Below are 16635 nucleotides of genomic sequence, written 5' to 3' on the forward strand. Positions count from 1 at the left end.
GGCAATCCTTGAAATAGCGCAGGTTACCGCAGCGGACGACGAAGCCGTTATATCGAAGAGGCTTGACGCCTTCGAGAGCCGCGTTCGCGCTGCCACGTGCATCCGAGTGGCCCGCGTCCGCCCTGCTCGGAGTGTCGGCGTAGTGGACGGGGTGCAGCTGCGAACGCGCGATCAGGCGCTGCTTAAAATGGAAAGGCGTAACCAATTGCTATGATCGCGACCGCGAAGGTGATGAGGTTCAAGGGTAATCCGATCCGCACGAAGTCCATGTAGCGATACCCGCCCATCTGGTAAACGATCACATTGGTCTGGTAGCCAAAGGGGGTAGCAAAGGCGGCGCTCGCCGCCATCATCACGGCCACCAGAAAAGGGCGCGGGCTAACCCCCAAACTCTCGGCAAGCGCGACGGCCACCGGCGTCATAAGCACAGCGACCGTTGCATTGGAAAGCAGTTCCGTCAGCACCATCGTCAAGACGTACAGCACGGCCAGGGCTGCCATCGGGCTCAACCCGTTGACGCTGGCGATCAAGAACTTGGAAGCGCTCGCGGCAAGCCCGCTTTCGTCCATGGCGATCCCGATAACGACCATGCCGGCAATGAGGATCAGGATTTCGGGCTTGAGCCCGCTATAAGCCTCATCGGCACTGATCACGCGCAACAATATCAGCAATACCGCACCGGCGAATGCCGTCGCCGCGATGGGCGCAACCCCCATTGTGGCGAGCGCCACGGCACCGAGGAAGGTCGCCAGAGCAATGATCGCCTTACGCCAGACGAGCGGCCGCTTCTCGGCGAAAACGCTGGCGTCTCCCACCTGGGCACTGTGAATCTGAAGCGGCTCGATCGACGCTATGTCACCTTCCGGCATCTCGTCCTCGTGCCGTCCCCCGAGAAGCCTGCCGCTGACAAGGAAAAGATAGATGCCCCCGGCTATCGCCATGGGCACACCGACCGGCGTGACCTCGAACATCCCAAACCGGGGCTGCCCCGAAACACTCGCCATGTCGTCGACGAGGAGATTGGTCGAGGTGCCGATCAATGTGCAGCAGCCGGTCAGGATCGTGACGTAGGACAAGGGGATCAGGAATCGCCTCGGCGAGAGCTTCAACGTCTTGGCTACGTCGCGTACCACCGGGGCGCCGAGCACCACGATCGGCGTCGAATTGAGGAAGCAGGACACCGATCCGATCATTGCCAGCAGCATCCAGATCCCGATGGCGCCGAAACGGCGACACATCGTGACCGCTGCGGCGATGGCACGATCGAGCAGACCTGAGAGCTCCAAGGCGTAGGCAATGACGAAAAGCGATGCCAAGGCGATGATGGCGGGGCTTGCGAACGCTCCCTGGACATCTACGGGGCGCACGACGCCTGTCATCAACAGCACGGCAGCACCCGTGAGCGCCACGACATCGGCGCGGATCTTATCCCAGACCAGCGCGGCGACAACCGCGGCAAGAACAACCAAGGTGAGGATCTGGTCGGCCGTCATGCCCAAGCTGGGTCGGCTGCTATCGCCGAAGTGTCAACGCTCTAGAAGATATTTCGCCTTTTATACTGGAGGATGTGCTCGATCTTGCTATCTATCCCTCATGCGCGAACCCAGCATCAGGACAAGCCGGCTCGCCATCGCGGCTGGGCTAGTGGCCGTACTCGGCGTGGGCGGTGCAGGGTTCTTCCTGGGCCGCGCGTCGGCTCCGCGCGTCGAACAGGTGGTTCCGGCACCCGCGCCGCAACCCCCGATGCCGGTCCGGGTCGAGGCGCCCAAGCCGCTGCAGAGGGCCGATCTCATAGCATTGGCGCAGGAGGCAGCCGACGCGCGTGCATCTGGGAATCCCCTACCGCCTAACGTGACAAGTGCAGCTGGCCGCCGATTCGAGCTGTTGCTACCTTTCGGCTGCGCCGGTCCATCGGAGGAAGGTAGCACCCAACCGATGCGATGGCGCTACGACGAGACAACCAAGGCCCTTCGTATTTCGGTGACGCCCGTTGCGTGGAATGGCGAAGACTGGGACTTCGAGGCTGCAAAGGGGCTTCGGGCCGACGGGTTCTGGATTGCCAGGCCCTGGACGTCGAACGAGCGATGCCCTTCTTCGGTGGTCCAGGCCAGTCCATCAGGTACCGAGCCTGTGACCCTGCCGGGGCAGACGCTGGCCATCGCGCAGTTCACGGCCGACACCAGCGGTGGATTGTCGCGCGACGGCAGGCCGTTTGAAATTGTCAAACGGGTATCGCCCGATGCATTTGACGCGTCTCTGGGCTTTCGGCTCCGGATCACGGGCCGTGTTGACCGGGACTATGGTCCCGTCCGCTGTATTCAACCCGCAGGCGTGGAGCAGCGACCAATCTGCGTGATCAGCACTCGCATCGACGAAATCCGGATCGAGAATCCTGCGACTGACGAGCTACTCGCCAACTGGCCCATCCGCTAGGGAAGGCATCCAACGCGCCTGACTGAAGCACCACATGGAAACGGCTCAGTCGTCATCATTGCCGACCCGGGCATCATATCGCTCGGTGAAGCGGCGACCGACGAGAAATAATAGGAGGATGACCAGGGATAAAATGGCGCCCAGCCAGACCAATCCCAACCCGCACACGATCCCGATCGCTCCTGCCGCCCAGATTGCTGCCGCCGACCCGGCGCCCTGCACGATGTGACGCTCGCGGAACAACGCGCCTGCTCCGAGGAAGCCTATGCCGGTCATCACGCCACTTACCACCCGACCGGGGTCGATCGAGAGCCGGGGGTCACGCAGTGCTCCGCTCGCCTCGATAAGCGCGATAATCAAGGCACACGCCGCAACGGAGACGATGACAAAGGGTCGGAAGTCGACCGGCTTGCGCCGGGCAAATCGTTCGAGTCCGATCACGAATGAAAACAGGATTGCGCCCGCCAGACGCGCGCCTACGTCCGCCCAGCTCAGCAAAAGTGGAGAGAATGTCCCGGAATACATATGAGGCAAACGATCCGGACCTGCCGTGGTTCGAAATCCGATGGCCTTGAGACAATTTTTCCTTCCGTGCAGCGACGGACGAGCGAGATGTGCATATTTCAGCTCTCACCCTCGCTGCGCCAAGCCTGAACCCGGCTTCTCAAGGCGGCGGTCGCGATCCCACTAGAAGGGCAGCGTCCGCGATTCCTTCGAAAATGTACGATATCCAACGTTGACCCCAAGCCGCCATCCGACCCCGAGGCGTATCGGAACCAGTACCACGTCACCCCGGCGTAAATAGGTGGCCGTGAAGCCGCCAACGACATAAGCCGCGCCCTCCACAGCCGGATATCGCTCGAAGATATCAGCCGTGTCGTACAGATTATACACCAGCACAAAGCTCTTCGCGCCGTTCGCGCCGATGTCGAAACCCAGGGACGGTCCCGTCCAGTAAATAGGCTGCTGCCCCTCTATCTTATGGAAGAGCGTTCCCGATCCATAGCGCAGGCCGACGATGAAGGCGCCACCCGCCTCGCGCCCGGCGATATAGGCATTCGGCCTCCCCTGCTTCGCAAGAACTTTCTCGACAATGTCCGCCAGCCCCGCCGCCCCTTTGCCAAAGACCCCCTCGGCCGCGCTGAGCACATCATCTTCGGCATAGCTGTTATCAACGACCGCAGCGGCCGCATCCCGCCGGGGGCTCGACACGGGGCCCGCTATGCTGCTCTCAGGCATTCCGGCGGCGACGTCTCCATCGGCCGTTGGCGGTGCCGGAATAGACGGTGCGGATGCCCCACCCATCATGGGCGATCCGCTGTCCTGCTGCGTCCCTGAAGAAGCGGCAATTTCGCCGGCTTCATTGGGATCTATCGTACGCATCTGGGCGGAGCCGATGCTCGCTCCGACAAGCTGCCCCAACGCCCAGGCCCCCATGGCATGTCTCGCCTGCATATCACTTCTCCCGGTGAAGCCGCCGTCGGCGAAGCTCGGCCGCAACTTATGAAGCGCCGCGAGACGATCGCAGCGTTCTTGTATCGTATTGCGATATATATCCCTCTTACGGCCGAAAGGCGCAACGCGCTCAAATGGCATTCATCGCAGGGGCGGGTGCAGTCGGCTTAAGCTTGGCCCTTGTTAGGCACGCCATCTCCCTGCCCTCTCCGGATTGGAGATCTGCTCGGGCGGGAACCCATTTCTTGGTATGCAATGATGTCGCTGCAAGATGGCCCTGCGAATCTCTACAGCATCATCATAGCTAACGCCGATGTCCGCCAGGGCCTTTGAAAACTGCCCGATCTCGAGCTCTCGATCCTTGTCGCTCGAAAGAAAGCGAGGGCATATGAAATCCGAATTCAGGTCGCGAACGACCTCGATCAGCTCCTCACGATAGGACTGAGCCCGGGCGGAGCCCCAACTTATGCCGCCGACAATGACCGCGAGTATGAGCCTCGATGCTGGCATATCAGCACTCCTGTTCCCGTTTCCCGTGCAAGATCTGGTCGGTCTGTTCCAGGGCAGGCAAGTCGCTATCGACGCGACCGCTCAATCGCCGGCGTACAATCGCTTCCGGCATCTCGCGCGCGATGAAGGCCATCAGCGCCTCACGCACGTCGCAGCGCAGATCGAACGCTTTCGATGCGTCGGCGGCGGTGACCAGAACGCGCACCTCCAGGCTGTCAGGCTTGGTGTCGGTCACTTGCATATTCCAGAACCGCCGGTCCCATTTGTCGTTGGTTTCAACAATATCTTTGGCGGCTGCACGGATGCGCGACACATCGGTAGCGGGATCGACGAATACGAAAACCGACCCCAGCAATTGCGACGATGCCCGCGTCCAGTTCTGGAAGCTCTCTTCGAGAAACTTGCTTACCGGCACGACGAGCCGGCGATCATCCCAGATGCGGATGACCACGAAGGTGAGACGGATGTCCTCGATCCTGCCCCACTCACCTTCAACGATGACGACATCATCGATCCGGATCGGCTCGGTGAAGGCCAGCTGCACCCCGGCGATGAGGTTCTTCAGGGCGGGCTGCGCGGCTGCGCCGACCGCAAGGCCTGCAAGGCCCGCAGAAGCCATCAATGTCACGCCGACGCTGCGGATGCCTGGGATGCTGAGCAGCATCATGCAGATCGTCAGGAACACCGCCAGGAAGATGGCGATGCGCGTCAATATCGTCACACGCGTGCGACGCCGCCTTGCCTGAAGGTTGTCCGCTACGCTGATGTCGCTCCTCGCTATGGTGATATCGCTCATGGCGTGAATGATGGCGATGGCGAGCCATCCGATAAGCCCCGGCAGGATGAACCCTGCGGCCTGTTGCCATAATCCTGCGGCCCAGCTGCCAAGCGGCAGGCTGCGCTGGCTGAAACTCAGGGCGATAGCGAGTGCGATCCACCGGGTCGGGGACGCAATACGCGATAACACGACATCATCCGACTTGCTCGCAGTGCGGCTCGTGAGGCGCCTCAGCGCGGTCAGCGCCATCGCGTGCACGCCCAGAGCGACCGCCACGGCGATGCCGATAACGATCATGCCGGTGAGCAATTGACCAAAAACCGCGGGGATTCCCAGCGATCGGACGATGTCTTCTATCATCGCGTCTCTCTCAAATTATTGCGTTACCTGGCGCGCGGCCGGCCACGACCTCGGTCAATCCTGTCAGGGGTGCTGCAGGATCAAATGCCGGGTGAAGAGGAGCACTATACTCGCGACTGCTGGCACGGATGAGAGAAGGACGACGAGGAGCAACAACTTCGATCGTTGAAGACGTCCCCTGTCCATCAGCCAAACAATGAGCCGGATCAGAATTGCGGTCAGCGCGAGCAGCACTATGGCGGCGAGGTAGATCATCGCGGTTCTCCCGTGATGGCGCCGACGCCCCCGCTTGTCGGCTATGATGGATCCGCCCACAACGGCGGATGCGGTTTACAAGTCGAGGCTCTCGCGCATGACGAGATCCCGCACGCGTCTTCGCAGCGCAGGCGTTCGTTCGACGGCCGCGCTGATCTGGTTGAAGCTGGCTTCGGTGAAGCTGTAGCGCGCCAGCGCCTCGTAAATCGCGCGTTGCGACTGCGCTTTCAGGCTCGCGCGTTCGGCCGGACCAGCCGCCTTCCAGGCATGATCGGCGATCCTGCGGATCTCGAGCACCTTCACGAGCGCGCTCGCATAATTGCGCAAGTCCCGCTGCGAAACCTTATCAGGGACGGTCGCCGGAGGTGCCGCCAACGCGGCAGCGGGGGCGAGCGACAGCAATGCTGCCGTGGCGAGGACACGGGTGCGAAGACGCTGCATAGGACCGCTCTCTACTGAGGGCCCTTTACGGCCGCCTCGAATTCCGCCGCCGTCATCCCCACCATCAAGCCCTTCGGACCATTCCCAATCGCGGCGATGGGCAAGCGCGCGTCACCATGATCGGACGCCACGACAACCAGATCACCCTCGATGGCTTTCACCGTGCCAAGGGCGTTGCCCTGCGATCCGCTGATCATGACCCCGGGGATGATCTGCGCGCGGAGCACCGCCGCCGCGTTCTCGGCAGCCTTGGCAGCCGCGGCATCAAGTTCGGTCCGGGTCAGACCGATCACCGCGCCTTTATCGTTCTTGGCAAAGGAAGTGAGCGGCAGCGCGACCTTGTGCGTACCGGTGGCGACGATCGCGGCCTCGGCGGTAACGCTTTCGATTGTCCCAACCGCCCCGCCAGCCGGATCGGAAACTGCCATCCCGGGAGTTAGCACCGGCGGAGCGCCGATCGCTTGACTGGCTGTGATCGCGAGGAAACCGGTCGCAAGGGCAAGCATGGAGCGGCGCTTCTTCAACGGTAACTCTCCTGATTCTCAAGACAACTATATCGTGATACGATATATAGGCAAAATCGGGAGATTCGCAATGTCTCGGTCCGAAAAGATCGAACTGCTCGCAGGGCTTGCGCTGTTCGCGGGTATCGTCGGAGCAGTTTTGATCGGCGTCAGGTCGCTCCTTCACCTGCTGATCTGATCTGCCTAGCTCTTGCCAAGCCGCGAGAGCAGATCGGTCAGCGTGGAGCGCATGCGCAGCGCCTCGCCGCGATGCGTTTTTGACATTTTCCCTAGCATCGTCTTCGACTGGGGCGTGAGCCCGAGCGGGACGCGGCGCCGATCCCCTGGTGATGGTCTCCGCTCGAGCCACCCAAGAGCGATCATTCGCTCGGCGAGCTCGCTCGCGGTATGCGGCTGGATGAACAGCTGGTCGGCCAGGTCGCCGATCGTCAGCATTTCGTCCGGCGCGGCGCGGATCGCCAACAAGCTCTGGTGCTGGTGCGGCGTCATGCCAAGCGCCTTCGCCGCCTGTGCGCTGAAGTTGAGAAAGCGACGAAGCTCATAGCGGAAAGCCGCAAGCGTCTCGTAATCGGCCTGGCTTACAGGCCCATTTTCGTCCGTGTCGTCAACCACTTGATGTTCCCCAACGGGTCCACATCAACAATGTCAGCGGCTCGGCGTCAAGTCTCTCCTTTGGGGCCGGGTTTCGCTGGTGCAGCGTGGTCGCGGACAGCCCTTTCCTTGTCGTCTTCGCTGAAGAGGATATCTTCGGCGATATCCTCATAAGCTGTCGCCGCCTCATCAAGCACACCGTCGTGCCGCTCCCTATCGAGCGGGCACGCCCGACGCTCGCGCCACCAGATGTACAGCAGGACCGCGGCGGCCGCCGCGATCATCACGAGGACTCGCAGTGTCATTGCTTCATCCACCCATCTGGCGATGATTCGGGCATTCCGGTTGCCTGAAGAGCGGCGCGGATAATATGCCTCAACCGCTCACGACGCCCTCCAGGCAAGAGGCCACGGAGCCGCCCCTCATACGCGATGCGCGCTGCGACGGATCGCAGCTGATTGCGGGTGGGTCTACGGCCAGCGCGCATGCACGCGACGATTTCCGGATGAAATGGATCCCCTACAGGCCGGCTCACCATAAGCGAGACTCCTCCTTCTGGCGCGGTTGTTCGGAACGAATTGAGCATAGGCGTTGCCATTTATATCGCAACCCGATACTTCAGGATCGTCGGGCGCTGGGGGGCGAACAGTCGGCACTTCCATAGGGGGCTGCCCGTGCCGGGCCGAGGCTTGGCACGGGTTTGGCCGCAATACAGGAGTTGTTCAGGACGGTGAGGTCCATCCTGGTCGTTGAGGATGAGCCGCTCATCCGCCTTGTGCTCGAAGACGTGCTGGCATGTGCGGGATTCGCGGTTCTTATCGCCGCTTCGTCGGAAGCCGCGATTGCCATCATCGATGCGCGAGCCATGCAATTGTCCGGATTGGTTACGGACATTCAGCTCGGAGACCGGACATCGGGCTGGGAACTTGCCCGCTATGCTCGCGAGTGCAATCCGGAGATCCCGATTGTCTACACCAGCGGCACCTGTGGCGCAGATTGGTCGGCGCAGGGCGTGCCGGTGAGCCAATTTGTCGGAAAGCCCTTCAAAAGCGGCGAAATCTTGAGCGCGCTCGCCGCCCTCCTGAATGATTCCGAGCAGAGCGCTGCGTGATCGCCTTGCCTGACGCCGTTTCATTGCCTGCATTGAACTCCTGCGCGGCAGAAGTGCCTGGCAGACCTGCGCCATTGTGCCGAGCTCGACGGAAGATTGGCCGGCCAATAGACTTGGATTGGCACGCACTGTCCTGATCACCGCTTGCGCGCTATCAGCTTGGATATGGGGAGTTCTTCGGGCTGGGACGTGAGATGGAGTTTTTCGTACTACCGAGCCTTGGCGATCACGCCATCCAGCAGGCGGTCGCTGCGGCGCTGATCAGCGTAGCATCGTTCGCGCTTGCCCAGCTGATCGCGAGACGACTTGCCCTGCCCCTCGTCGCGCGCTGGCCTTCCTCGGAGTCCGAACATCCGGAGCAGGGAGCGCCGGCGGTCTGCTCCCTGATCCGCTGGGCCACCTCGCTCTTGCTCCTCGCTGGAGCGAGTGCCTTCCAGTTCGAGGAGCTCGCGGCACAGCTTATCCTGGCGGTGGCCACGGGGTTTGCCGCCGGACTTCTCGTCCACCGCCTCGCCCGCACCGCCGGTACGAGCCCCTCGGTCGCCATACCACTCGGCATTCTTGCTTTCATCGGAGCGATGGCGGGCGTGCTGCGAGGTCTGGAGCCACTGCTTGAAGGTTTGAACGCAGCGAGTCTCACCGTCGGCTCTCGTCAGATAACCTTGCTCGGTGTCTTGAACGGCGCGGTCGTCATTGCGCTGCTGTTCATCGGAACACGCATCGCGATCCGTCTGATCGGACGCTCGATCGATCAGGCCGGTGGGCTCGATCGCTATCAGCGGGTCCTCATCCAGAAGCTGGTGGCGGTCTCATTCGTCGTCGTGGCGATCCTGATGGGCATCGATCTGCTCGGGATCGATCTGACCGCGCTTGCCGTCTTCTCGGGCGCCTTCGGCCTGGCGGTCGGCTTCGGCTTGCAGAAGACGTTCGGCAATCTGCTGTCAGGCCTGATCCTGCTCATGGACCGATCGGTCAAGCCCGGCGACGTGATCGTCGTGGGCGACACATTTGGATGGGTCAACAAGATCGGCGTGCGCGCCGTGTCTGTGATCACGCGTGACGGGAAGGAGCATCTGATCCCAAATGAGCTCCTGATGACGGAGCGGGTCGAAAACTGGTCCTATTCAAGCCGTGACGTCCGCATTCGCATGCCGCTCGCCGTGGCTTATGATAGCGACCTGGATCTTGCCGAGCGGTTGATGATCCAGGCCGCCACCGAATGTTCGCGGGTTCTCTCGACACCATCGCCCAATGTATGGCTGCGCAGCTTCGGTGAACGTGGCGTCGAGTATGACGTTCTGGTCTGGATCAGCGATCCCGAGCAGGGCGTCGGCAACGTACAATCGGATATCCTCCGTCGGATCTGGCGATTGTTTCGCGAGCATGGGATAGCGATTCCGCTTCCCCAGCGCGAAATCCATATCAAGTCGTGGCCGGAACCAGACGGCGGCGGCCTCGCCGAGAAAACGTCCTGACCTAATCCGCAGCATTGCGTTCCCGCTGTCGAGCGCCCTTGGGTTGTGCGAAAGCAGACCAGCTGCGATATAGATCATGGGTGTCCGCTTGCATGCTGCAGCGGACAGGTATCTGTGCTGGTCGGGCCGCCAGCAAGAAATCTCGACACCCGGAATCCCCCGCGATGAATCCCTTGCGCGTTCTTCGTCCCAGCGCCATCCGTAGCTTTCTCGACAGCCAGTCATCCGCTGGTCTCGTGCTCATGGCGGCGGCCGCCTTGGCCCTGTTCCTGGCCAACTCACCCTGGCAAATCGCCTACGAAGCCGTTCTACATGCCAATCTCGGCCCGCTCTCATTGGAGCACTGGATCAACGACGGGCTCATGGCGATCTTCTTCCTGCTGGTCGGGCTGGAGATCAAGCGTGAAGTCCTGGATGGCCAGCTGTCGACCTGGCCCCGCCGGATCCTGCCTGGGGTCGCCGCTCTGGGCGGGATGGCCGTACCAGCGCTCGTGTACCTGGCTTTCAATCGGGGGCCGACCGCAGCCGGCTGGGCTATCCCGGCTGCGACCGATATCGCTTTTGCCCTCGGCGTCATCGCGCTGCTCGGCAACCGCGTTCCGGCCTCGCTGCGTGTGTTCCTGGCGGCGCTCGCGATCATCGACGATCTGGGCGCGGTGGTGATCATCGCCCTCTTCTACACCGCCAAGATCTCGCTGCTCGATGCCGCTGGCGCGGTGGCCGTGATCGGCCTGCTGATCGGGCTCAACCGGTTCGGAGTCCGCAGGCTATCGCCCTATCTGATTATCGCCCCTTTCCTTTGGATACTGGTATTCCGGTCCGGCATCCACGCGACGCTCGCTGGCGTCGTGCTCGCGCTGACGATTCCGATGGAACGGACGCCCGGCCGGCGAGATGCAGACGTGGACAGCCCACTTCACAGGCTGGAACATGCCCTGCACCTACCGGTGGGCTTTTTGATCGTTCCGGTCTTTGGTCTGGCAAACGCCGGCGTGTCGGTGTTGTCGCTTCCCGTGGAGGCGCTGGTTGCGCCCGTCACGCTTGGCGTGGGACTGGGATTACTGGTTGGAAAGGTGACGGGTGTCCTGGGCTTCGCGATGCTCGCAATTTGGCTCGGCTTCGCGCACATGCCGGCGCACGCTGGCAAGCTCCACATGCTCGGTGTCGCGCTGCTATGCGGGATTGGCTTCACGATGAGCATTTTCATCACCTTGCTGGCCTTTCCGGGCCATCTCATTTTGCAGGCGGAGGCAAAGCTCGGCGTTCTGGGCGGCTCCCTCGTCGCAGGGCTTTTGGGCTATGCCGTGCTCGCCATTGCCATTCGAGGGCACCATGCAGCGCCCGGCAGCGAGCGCTGAGGGGTCTAGAAAAGCTGGCCACGTCAGCGGCCCGAAAGGAATTATTGGTAGCAAGCGGCGATCAGCCGGTATCGCAACGCCCTGAAACCGAGGCCAGACAACGTGTTCTCTGACGATGGAGTTCCTCCAAGCTCGTTTCGGGCAACTACACCCCTTCCCCTAAAGAACGGTCGCGCCCGGTCATGCGCGGCACCAGGATCAGCGTCCGACCTTCCACCCGCCAACTCTCAAGCTGAGATAGGAAATTCATTCCCAATATGTCGACCGGTCCCAGCGCCGGTGCAACGATGACCGGCAGCGCCTGCGCCTCGATTTCGCCAAGCTGAAGGTGATCGATGACACCTGTTTGTGCCTGAACCGTGCCATTGGCAGTCCGAAGCAAGACCGGCAGCGGACCGGCGGAGGCCTCTACCCCCGCCGCCTGCGCGGTTTGCGGTGATAGCGCTGTGACTGTAGCACCGCTGTCGACGAGCATGCGCCGCTTCACGCCGTTCACCTCTACTCGCGCCCAGAAATGACCATCGGGGGCCATAGCGATGCGGACCTCTCGACCTGATATAGTCTGTTGCTCGAAACCAAGCCGGTCCCAGAGCGCCGCAAGCGTAGGGTCGAACGGTGCCTGTCGCGCCAGAAGGAATAGTCCGAACCCGAGAAATGCGATCGAAAACGCCAGCCGCAGCAGCCGACCAATATAGGGCAGCTTGAACAACAGGATCAGCATAAGCGCCGCTGCGCCTGCATAGACGGCCAGCATCGGCCATCCGGGATCGATGGTGGGGTTCATGTGTCGGTTAACTCGGCGTCGCGCCTAACGATCCGCTGTGGCAGAAAGTGACCGCGATCGGAAGCTTGGCCGAGATCATTGACTATGCCAGACTCACGGTGTGACCGGGCTATGGCAATCGGCAGCAACTATCCGATTTTATTCGCGCCGCCGGGAAAAGGTAGCGCGCCGCTCTCGGGAAGACGATCATGGCGGCGCTGCCAGCATGTGGATTAGCTGGGCTGAAAGCGCACCACACGCCAGATATAATAAGCGACGAGCCCGGCCATGATGACCGAACTAGCGGGACCAAGATAGCGTTCAACGGCATCAAACTCCTTACCGAGAAGGTAGCCGGCAACACCCAGGGCACTGTTCCAGAATCCTGCCCCGAGCATCGTTAGAAAAAGAAAGCGGATACCTGGCATGGCGAAGATGCCAGCTGGGATCGAAATCAGCGTACGCAGGCCGGGCACGACATGCGCAACGGGGACAGCCCAGCTATGATGGCGGCAGAACCAGTGTTCGAGCGAGGCGATATCGTTTTCGGACAATGTTATCCAGCGGCCATGGCGGCCCGCCCATCGTCGTAAGCGCGCTTCGCCCAGACGATGTGCTACCGCGTACCAGAACATCGCCCCCGCAAGCGTGCCGAGGGTGCCGGCCACCAGCACGCCCACAAGGCTCAGCTTGCCCTCGCTGGCCGAAAAGCCAGCGAGCGGCATGATGAGCTCGGACGGAATCGGCGGAAAAAGATTCTCGAGGAACATCAGCAAGGCGATGCCGGCATAGCCGAACTTCTCGACCAGATCGGTGATCCACTGGGTCATCCGCCTGCCCCCTCACGTCGAGCATCGCGCTCAGCTTGTGGCTGGGCTGGGACCTGTGCGAGCGCCGCCACACCGAGCGCGAATAGGCCAAGCACCGCAGCGGAATCGATCCCCATCTTGAAGATGGTGCGATTGCGATGCTCGAGCAGCCCGACCATGAAGATGCCGATCAGCATCGCACCGAGCAGCGCCGACGCGACCTCGAACGCGCCCAGCGTGTTCAGGATCGGCTGGCCTTCATAGATGAGGTCGCCGACGGGCAGCAGCGCGAGGTTGATGAAGTTGGTACCCAGCACCTGGCCGAATGCCATCTCCGGCCGATTGAGCTTGAGCGCCACCAGCACAGTGACCAATTCGGGCAGCGAAGTCGCCGTTCCGATCAATGCAAAACCGACGATCGCGCTCGTCAGCCCAAGTTGCGCGGCCAGCGCGTCGCCTACCTGCGAAAGCGTATAGCCGGCGGCAAACAACAGCGCGCCATTGAAGACGACGTGCATCCACAACTGCGACATCGGTCTGTCCATGCCGGCCGGCTGTGGCTCGCCACCACGCTTCTCCTCCTCGACTGACCATGGCGACCGCTCGTCATGCCCCGTGGAAATCCATAAGAACCCCAGACTCGCGAGACCTATCGCCAGACTGCCGATTCCAAGCGGGCCAACGGCCGCGTCACCAATCGTGATCGCGGCGGCGATTGCGATCAGAATGATCATGCCGAGAGCGGCCATCATCATGGTCGAAGGCTGAGCCACGATCGAGGTCACGGCCTTCCGCCCGACGAGCGCGTCGGCAACCGCGAGCAACACGATATTGATGGCCGCCGAGCCGAGCAGGTTATTGATCGCGAGCGAAGGGTTGCCGATGGCTGACGCCGTGGTGACGTTGGCGAGCTCCGGCAGCGACGTGATGCCGCCAAGCAGCAGCATGCCGACGAAGACATGACCGAGCCCTGTCTTCGCGGCGATCACATCAAGCGCGCGGGTCAGGCGCGCACCGGCGCCCCAGATCACAGCCGCGGCGACAAGGAACAGCGCGAGATTGAGCCCGATCGGATAGGTGGCGGCGTTGGATAGCGGCATGGAACCACAACGGGATGGCAGCGAACGCGTTCCCGGTGTCGCTCAGATCAGCAGCGCCGGCAGCCCCTGCCAGAGGATCGCGATCCCGGCGAGACCAAGCCCCACGATCGCGACCGAGCGAACCCATCGGTCCATCGCCGTTCCCGCATCATGGCGGTATCCCCGAAGCATGAGGACTCCAACGCCGCCGAGACAAGCGAGCGTGACCAGCAGCGTCAGTCCTCGCGCTAGCGGCGAGGAGAGCCAGATACTTGCAACGATGTAGAGTGAGAAAAAGTGGACCGCCCAGATGACGAGGCCACCAAGCAGGAAGGCCCAGGTCCGCATGGTTCAGCCGCCTACCGCACGCGTCAACACCGCCGTCAATGCGCCTTGGCCTGCGGCATAAACAACCCACAACACGCAGAGGTCGAGGCTGTTGTTGCGCGGCCGTACGATCATGCCGCGGCTGTTGCGCGCCGAGAGATAGCCAGCCATCAGCAGGCCGATGGCCGCGAGCATGGCTTCCAGGCTGAGCAGGGCATAGATTGTCGCCCCCTGTCCGCTTGCCTCCGGACGCAATCCCGACGCGGTCCAACTCCACAGGTCCGCGCCGATGCCCGCCGCCAGTGCCAGTGTGGCGCATAGGAACAAGACGCCCGGCGTCCACAGCTCCGTCGCCTCACGCGCCAGCATGTGCCGGGACAGCCCGGCCAGACCTGCGGCCGCGGCATAAGCGGGCAAGATAAGCCAGAGCGCGGTAGGATCGGCGGGCGCGATCCAGAATTGCGGCTGGACGCCGTAGAGATAGAAGAAGCTGAACAACCCCATCACGAAGATCATGCCCACCACGATCAGCAGGATCACCATCGCCCACCACCCATGGCTGCTCGAGCCGGTGATATAGGTCGGCAGGCGAATACCCGCGCCGACGTCGACGTCGGGCTCCTTCACCAGCCGGTCCGTATCCCACAGCCAGCGCAACACGCAGATCACCGCGAACACGCCGCAGGCGAAAGAAGGCTTGTAAGCCTGGATGGTCAGCAGGATGAAGAAGCCGGCGGTGAAGAGGGCAGCCAGGAACGGCCACACTGACGGCCCGGGCATGATCTGAAGATATTGCGGCTCCGCGCGAAGCGGGCTGGTGATGATCGTCTCACGCAGGCCGGTGGCCGAGCCCGGCAGGAAATATCGCCCAGCCTCGACATCCTCCGCCAGCTTCGGATCGTCCCATAGCGGCTCGCGGCTTTTCACCACCGGAATGCTGCGCGTCGAATAGAGCCCGGTCGGCAGCCATTCGAGCGTGCCGCCGCCATAGACGTTGCCCGCGTCATCATTTGTCGTGAACCGAAAATTGCGCGCCACATCGAGCAGGAACATAATCACGCCCGCCGCCAGCATGAACGCACCTATGGTCGAGATCATGTTGGTGACCTCCCAGTCGCGGCCCGGCAGATAGGTATAGACGCGGCGCGGCATGCCCATCAGGCCCGTCAGATGCATCGGCCAGAAGGTCACCTGCATGCCGACGAACATCAGCCAGAAGGCCCATTTGCCGAGCCGCTCCGACAGCGCGCGGCTGCTCGTCATCGGCGCCCAGTAATAAAAGGCGGCGAACATAGGGAAGACCATGCCGCCAATCAGCACATAGTGGAGGTGCGCGACGATGAAATAGCTGTCGTGCGCCTGCCAGTCGAACGGCACCATCGCCACCATCACGCCGGTCAGGCCGCCGATGACGAAGGTGACGATGCCACCAAGCAGGAACAGCGTAGGCGCATTGAAGCGCGGCTTGCCCACCGCGAAGGTCGCGATCCACGAGAAGACCTGGATGCCGGCGGGCACACTCACCGCCATGCTCGCGGCCGAGAAGAAGCCGATCGACAGGTTCGGCATGCCGGTCGTGAACATGTGGTGCGCCCACACCCCGAAGCTGATGAACCCGGTCGCAAGGAAGGCGAGAACGATGAGATAGTGGCCGACGAGTTGCGTTCGCGTCATCGTCGCCACCATCATCGAGACAAGGCCCGATGCAGGCAGGAAAATGATATAGACTTCCGGGTGGCCGAAGAACCAGAACAGGTGCTGCCACAGCACCGCATCGCCGCCTCGCGTGGGATCGAAGAACGGCCAGTTGAACGCGCGTTCCAGCTCGAGCAGTAATGTGCCGAGGATCACCGAGGGGAAGGCGATGATGATCATCACCCCGAACACCAGCATGGCCCAGGCATAGATCGGCATCTTGTCGAGCGTCATACCCGGCGCGCGCGTGCGCAGCACGCCAACCACGATTTCGATGGCGCCGGCGATCGCGCTGATCTCGATGAAACCGATCCCGAGCAGCCAGAAATCGGCATTGATCCCCGGCGAATAGGTGATGCTGGTGTAAGGCGGATACATGAACCAGCCGCCATCGGGCGCGAGGCCGAAGAACAGCGAAGCGAAGAAGCACAGCCCACCGACGAAATAGGCCCAGAAGGCATAAGCCGACAGACGGGGGAATGGCAGATCGCGCGCCGCCAGCATCTGCGGCAGCAGCAACACCCCGATCGCTTCGACCATCGGTACGGCGAACAGGAACATCATCACCGTGCCGTGCATGGTGAAGAACTGGTTGTAGGTGTCTTGCGGCAAGATGCCTTGAAGCGGCAGCGCGAGCTGCACGCGCATCACCAGCGCGAGGATGCCCGCAA

18 protein-coding genes are annotated in these 16635 nt (G+C 62.2%); 4 read left to right on the forward strand and 14 right to left on the reverse strand.

Annotated elements, in window-relative coordinates:
- Nucleotides 1–182: 182 nt before the first annotated feature.
- Nucleotides 183–1493 (reverse strand): SLC13 family permease, encoded by a 1311-nt coding sequence (locus tag WP12_RS04240; protein ID WP_046192519.1) that lies wholly within the window; start codon nt 1491–1493, stop codon nt 183–185.
- 442 nt (nt 1494–1935) lie between these two features.
- Between WP12_RS04240 and WP12_RS24710 the strand changes: the two genes are divergently transcribed.
- A complete protein-coding gene (locus tag WP12_RS24710) occupies nt 1936–2433 on the forward strand; it encodes a hypothetical protein (protein WP_152663884.1) in 498 nt (165 codons plus the stop codon).
- 45 nt (nt 2434–2478) lie between these two features.
- Here the strand turns inward: WP12_RS24710 and WP12_RS04250 are convergent, their stop codons facing one another.
- The 8 genes from WP12_RS04250 to WP12_RS04295 form a co-directional block, all read right to left on the reverse strand.
- The gene (locus tag WP12_RS04250; RefSeq protein WP_046192521.1) at nt 2479–2958 is read right to left on the reverse strand and encodes an MgtC/SapB family protein; all 480 of its coding nucleotides are present in this window, start codon (nt 2956–2958) and stop codon (nt 2479–2481) included.
- 162 nt (nt 2959–3120) lie between these two features.
- Nucleotides 3121–3888 (reverse strand): DUF1134 domain-containing protein, encoded by a 768-nt coding sequence (locus WP12_RS04255; protein WP_052730207.1) that lies wholly within the window; start codon nt 3886–3888, stop codon nt 3121–3123.
- Nucleotides 3889–4399: 511 nt separating this feature from the next.
- On the reverse strand, nt 4400–5473 hold the full coding sequence (locus WP12_RS04265) for a mechanosensitive ion channel domain-containing protein (protein WP_152663886.1): 1074 nt from the start codon (nt 5471–5473) through the stop codon (nt 4400–4402).
- A gap of 126 nt (nt 5474–5599) precedes the next feature.
- Nucleotides 5600–5791, reverse strand: a complete 192-nt coding sequence (locus WP12_RS04270) for a hypothetical protein (protein WP_046192524.1) — start codon at nt 5789–5791, stop codon at nt 5600–5602.
- A gap of 75 nt (nt 5792–5866) precedes the next feature.
- Nucleotides 5867–6232, reverse strand: a complete 366-nt coding sequence (locus WP12_RS04275; RefSeq protein ID WP_084690953.1) for a DUF4168 domain-containing protein — start codon at nt 6230–6232, stop codon at nt 5867–5869.
- 11 nt (nt 6233–6243) lie between these two features.
- Complete coding sequence (locus WP12_RS04280) at nt 6244–6756, reverse strand: hypothetical protein (protein ID WP_152663885.1); 513 nt, start codon at nt 6754–6756, stop codon at nt 6244–6246.
- A 183-nt stretch (nt 6757–6939) separates the two neighbouring features.
- A complete protein-coding gene (locus tag WP12_RS04290; RefSeq protein WP_046192527.1) occupies nt 6940–7368 on the reverse strand; it encodes a MarR family winged helix-turn-helix transcriptional regulator in 429 nt (142 codons plus the stop codon).
- 47 nt (nt 7369–7415) lie between these two features.
- Nucleotides 7416–7652: a hypothetical protein gene (locus WP12_RS04295; RefSeq protein WP_046192528.1), complete on the reverse strand. Its 237-nt coding sequence runs from the start codon at nt 7650–7652 to the stop codon at nt 7416–7418.
- A 395-nt stretch (nt 7653–8047) separates the two neighbouring features.
- Between WP12_RS04295 and WP12_RS04300 the strand changes: the two genes are divergently transcribed.
- The 3 genes from WP12_RS04300 to nhaA all read left to right on the forward strand — a co-directional run bounded on the left by WP12_RS04300 (nt 8048) and on the right by nhaA (nt 11291).
- Nucleotides 8048–8458 carry a response regulator gene (locus WP12_RS04300; RefSeq protein ID WP_084690954.1) on the forward strand — a complete coding sequence of 137 codons (411 nt, stop codon included), beginning with the start codon at nt 8048–8050 and terminating at the stop codon, nt 8456–8458.
- Nucleotides 8459–8652: 194 nt separating this feature from the next.
- Nucleotides 8653–9933 carry a mechanosensitive ion channel family protein gene (locus tag WP12_RS04305; RefSeq protein WP_046192530.1) on the forward strand — a complete coding sequence of 427 codons (1281 nt, stop codon included), beginning with the start codon at nt 8653–8655 and terminating at the stop codon, nt 9931–9933.
- Between the two features lie 164 nt (nt 9934–10097).
- On the forward strand, nt 10098–11291 hold the full coding sequence (gene nhaA, locus WP12_RS04310; protein ID WP_046192531.1) for a Na+/H+ antiporter NhaA: 1194 nt from the start codon (nt 10098–10100) through the stop codon (nt 11289–11291).
- Between the two features lie 145 nt (nt 11292–11436).
- Here the strand turns inward: nhaA and WP12_RS04315 are convergent, their stop codons facing one another.
- From WP12_RS04315 to WP12_RS04335, 5 genes are all read right to left on the reverse strand, one after another.
- On the reverse strand, nt 11437–12075 hold the full coding sequence (locus WP12_RS04315) for a retropepsin-like aspartic protease family protein (protein WP_046192532.1): 639 nt from the start codon (nt 12073–12075) through the stop codon (nt 11437–11439).
- 212 nt (nt 12076–12287) lie between these two features.
- Entirely contained in the window at nt 12288–12884 is a 597-nt protein-coding gene (locus WP12_RS04320) for a DedA family protein (RefSeq protein WP_046192533.1), read from the reverse strand.
- Nucleotides 12881–13963, reverse strand: coding sequence for a sodium:calcium antiporter (locus WP12_RS04325; protein WP_046192534.1), 1083 nt, complete (start codon nt 13961–13963; stop codon nt 12881–12883). Before WP12_RS04325 ends, WP12_RS04320 begins: the two co-directional genes overlap by 4 nt.
- 42 nt (nt 13964–14005) lie before the next feature.
- Nucleotides 14006–14290: a hypothetical protein gene (locus WP12_RS04330; RefSeq protein WP_046192535.1), complete on the reverse strand. Its 285-nt coding sequence runs from the start codon at nt 14288–14290 to the stop codon at nt 14006–14008.
- A 3-nt stretch (nt 14291–14293) separates the two neighbouring features.
- On the reverse strand, nt 14294–16635 hold a 2342-nt coding region (locus WP12_RS04335; RefSeq protein ID WP_046192536.1), incomplete at its 5' end, for a cbb3-type cytochrome c oxidase subunit I.

Origin of the sequence: Sphingomonas sp. SRS2 (genome assembly GCF_000971055.1) — a bacterium.
GTDB lineage: Bacteria > Pseudomonadota > Alphaproteobacteria > Sphingomonadales > Sphingomonadaceae > Rhizorhabdus.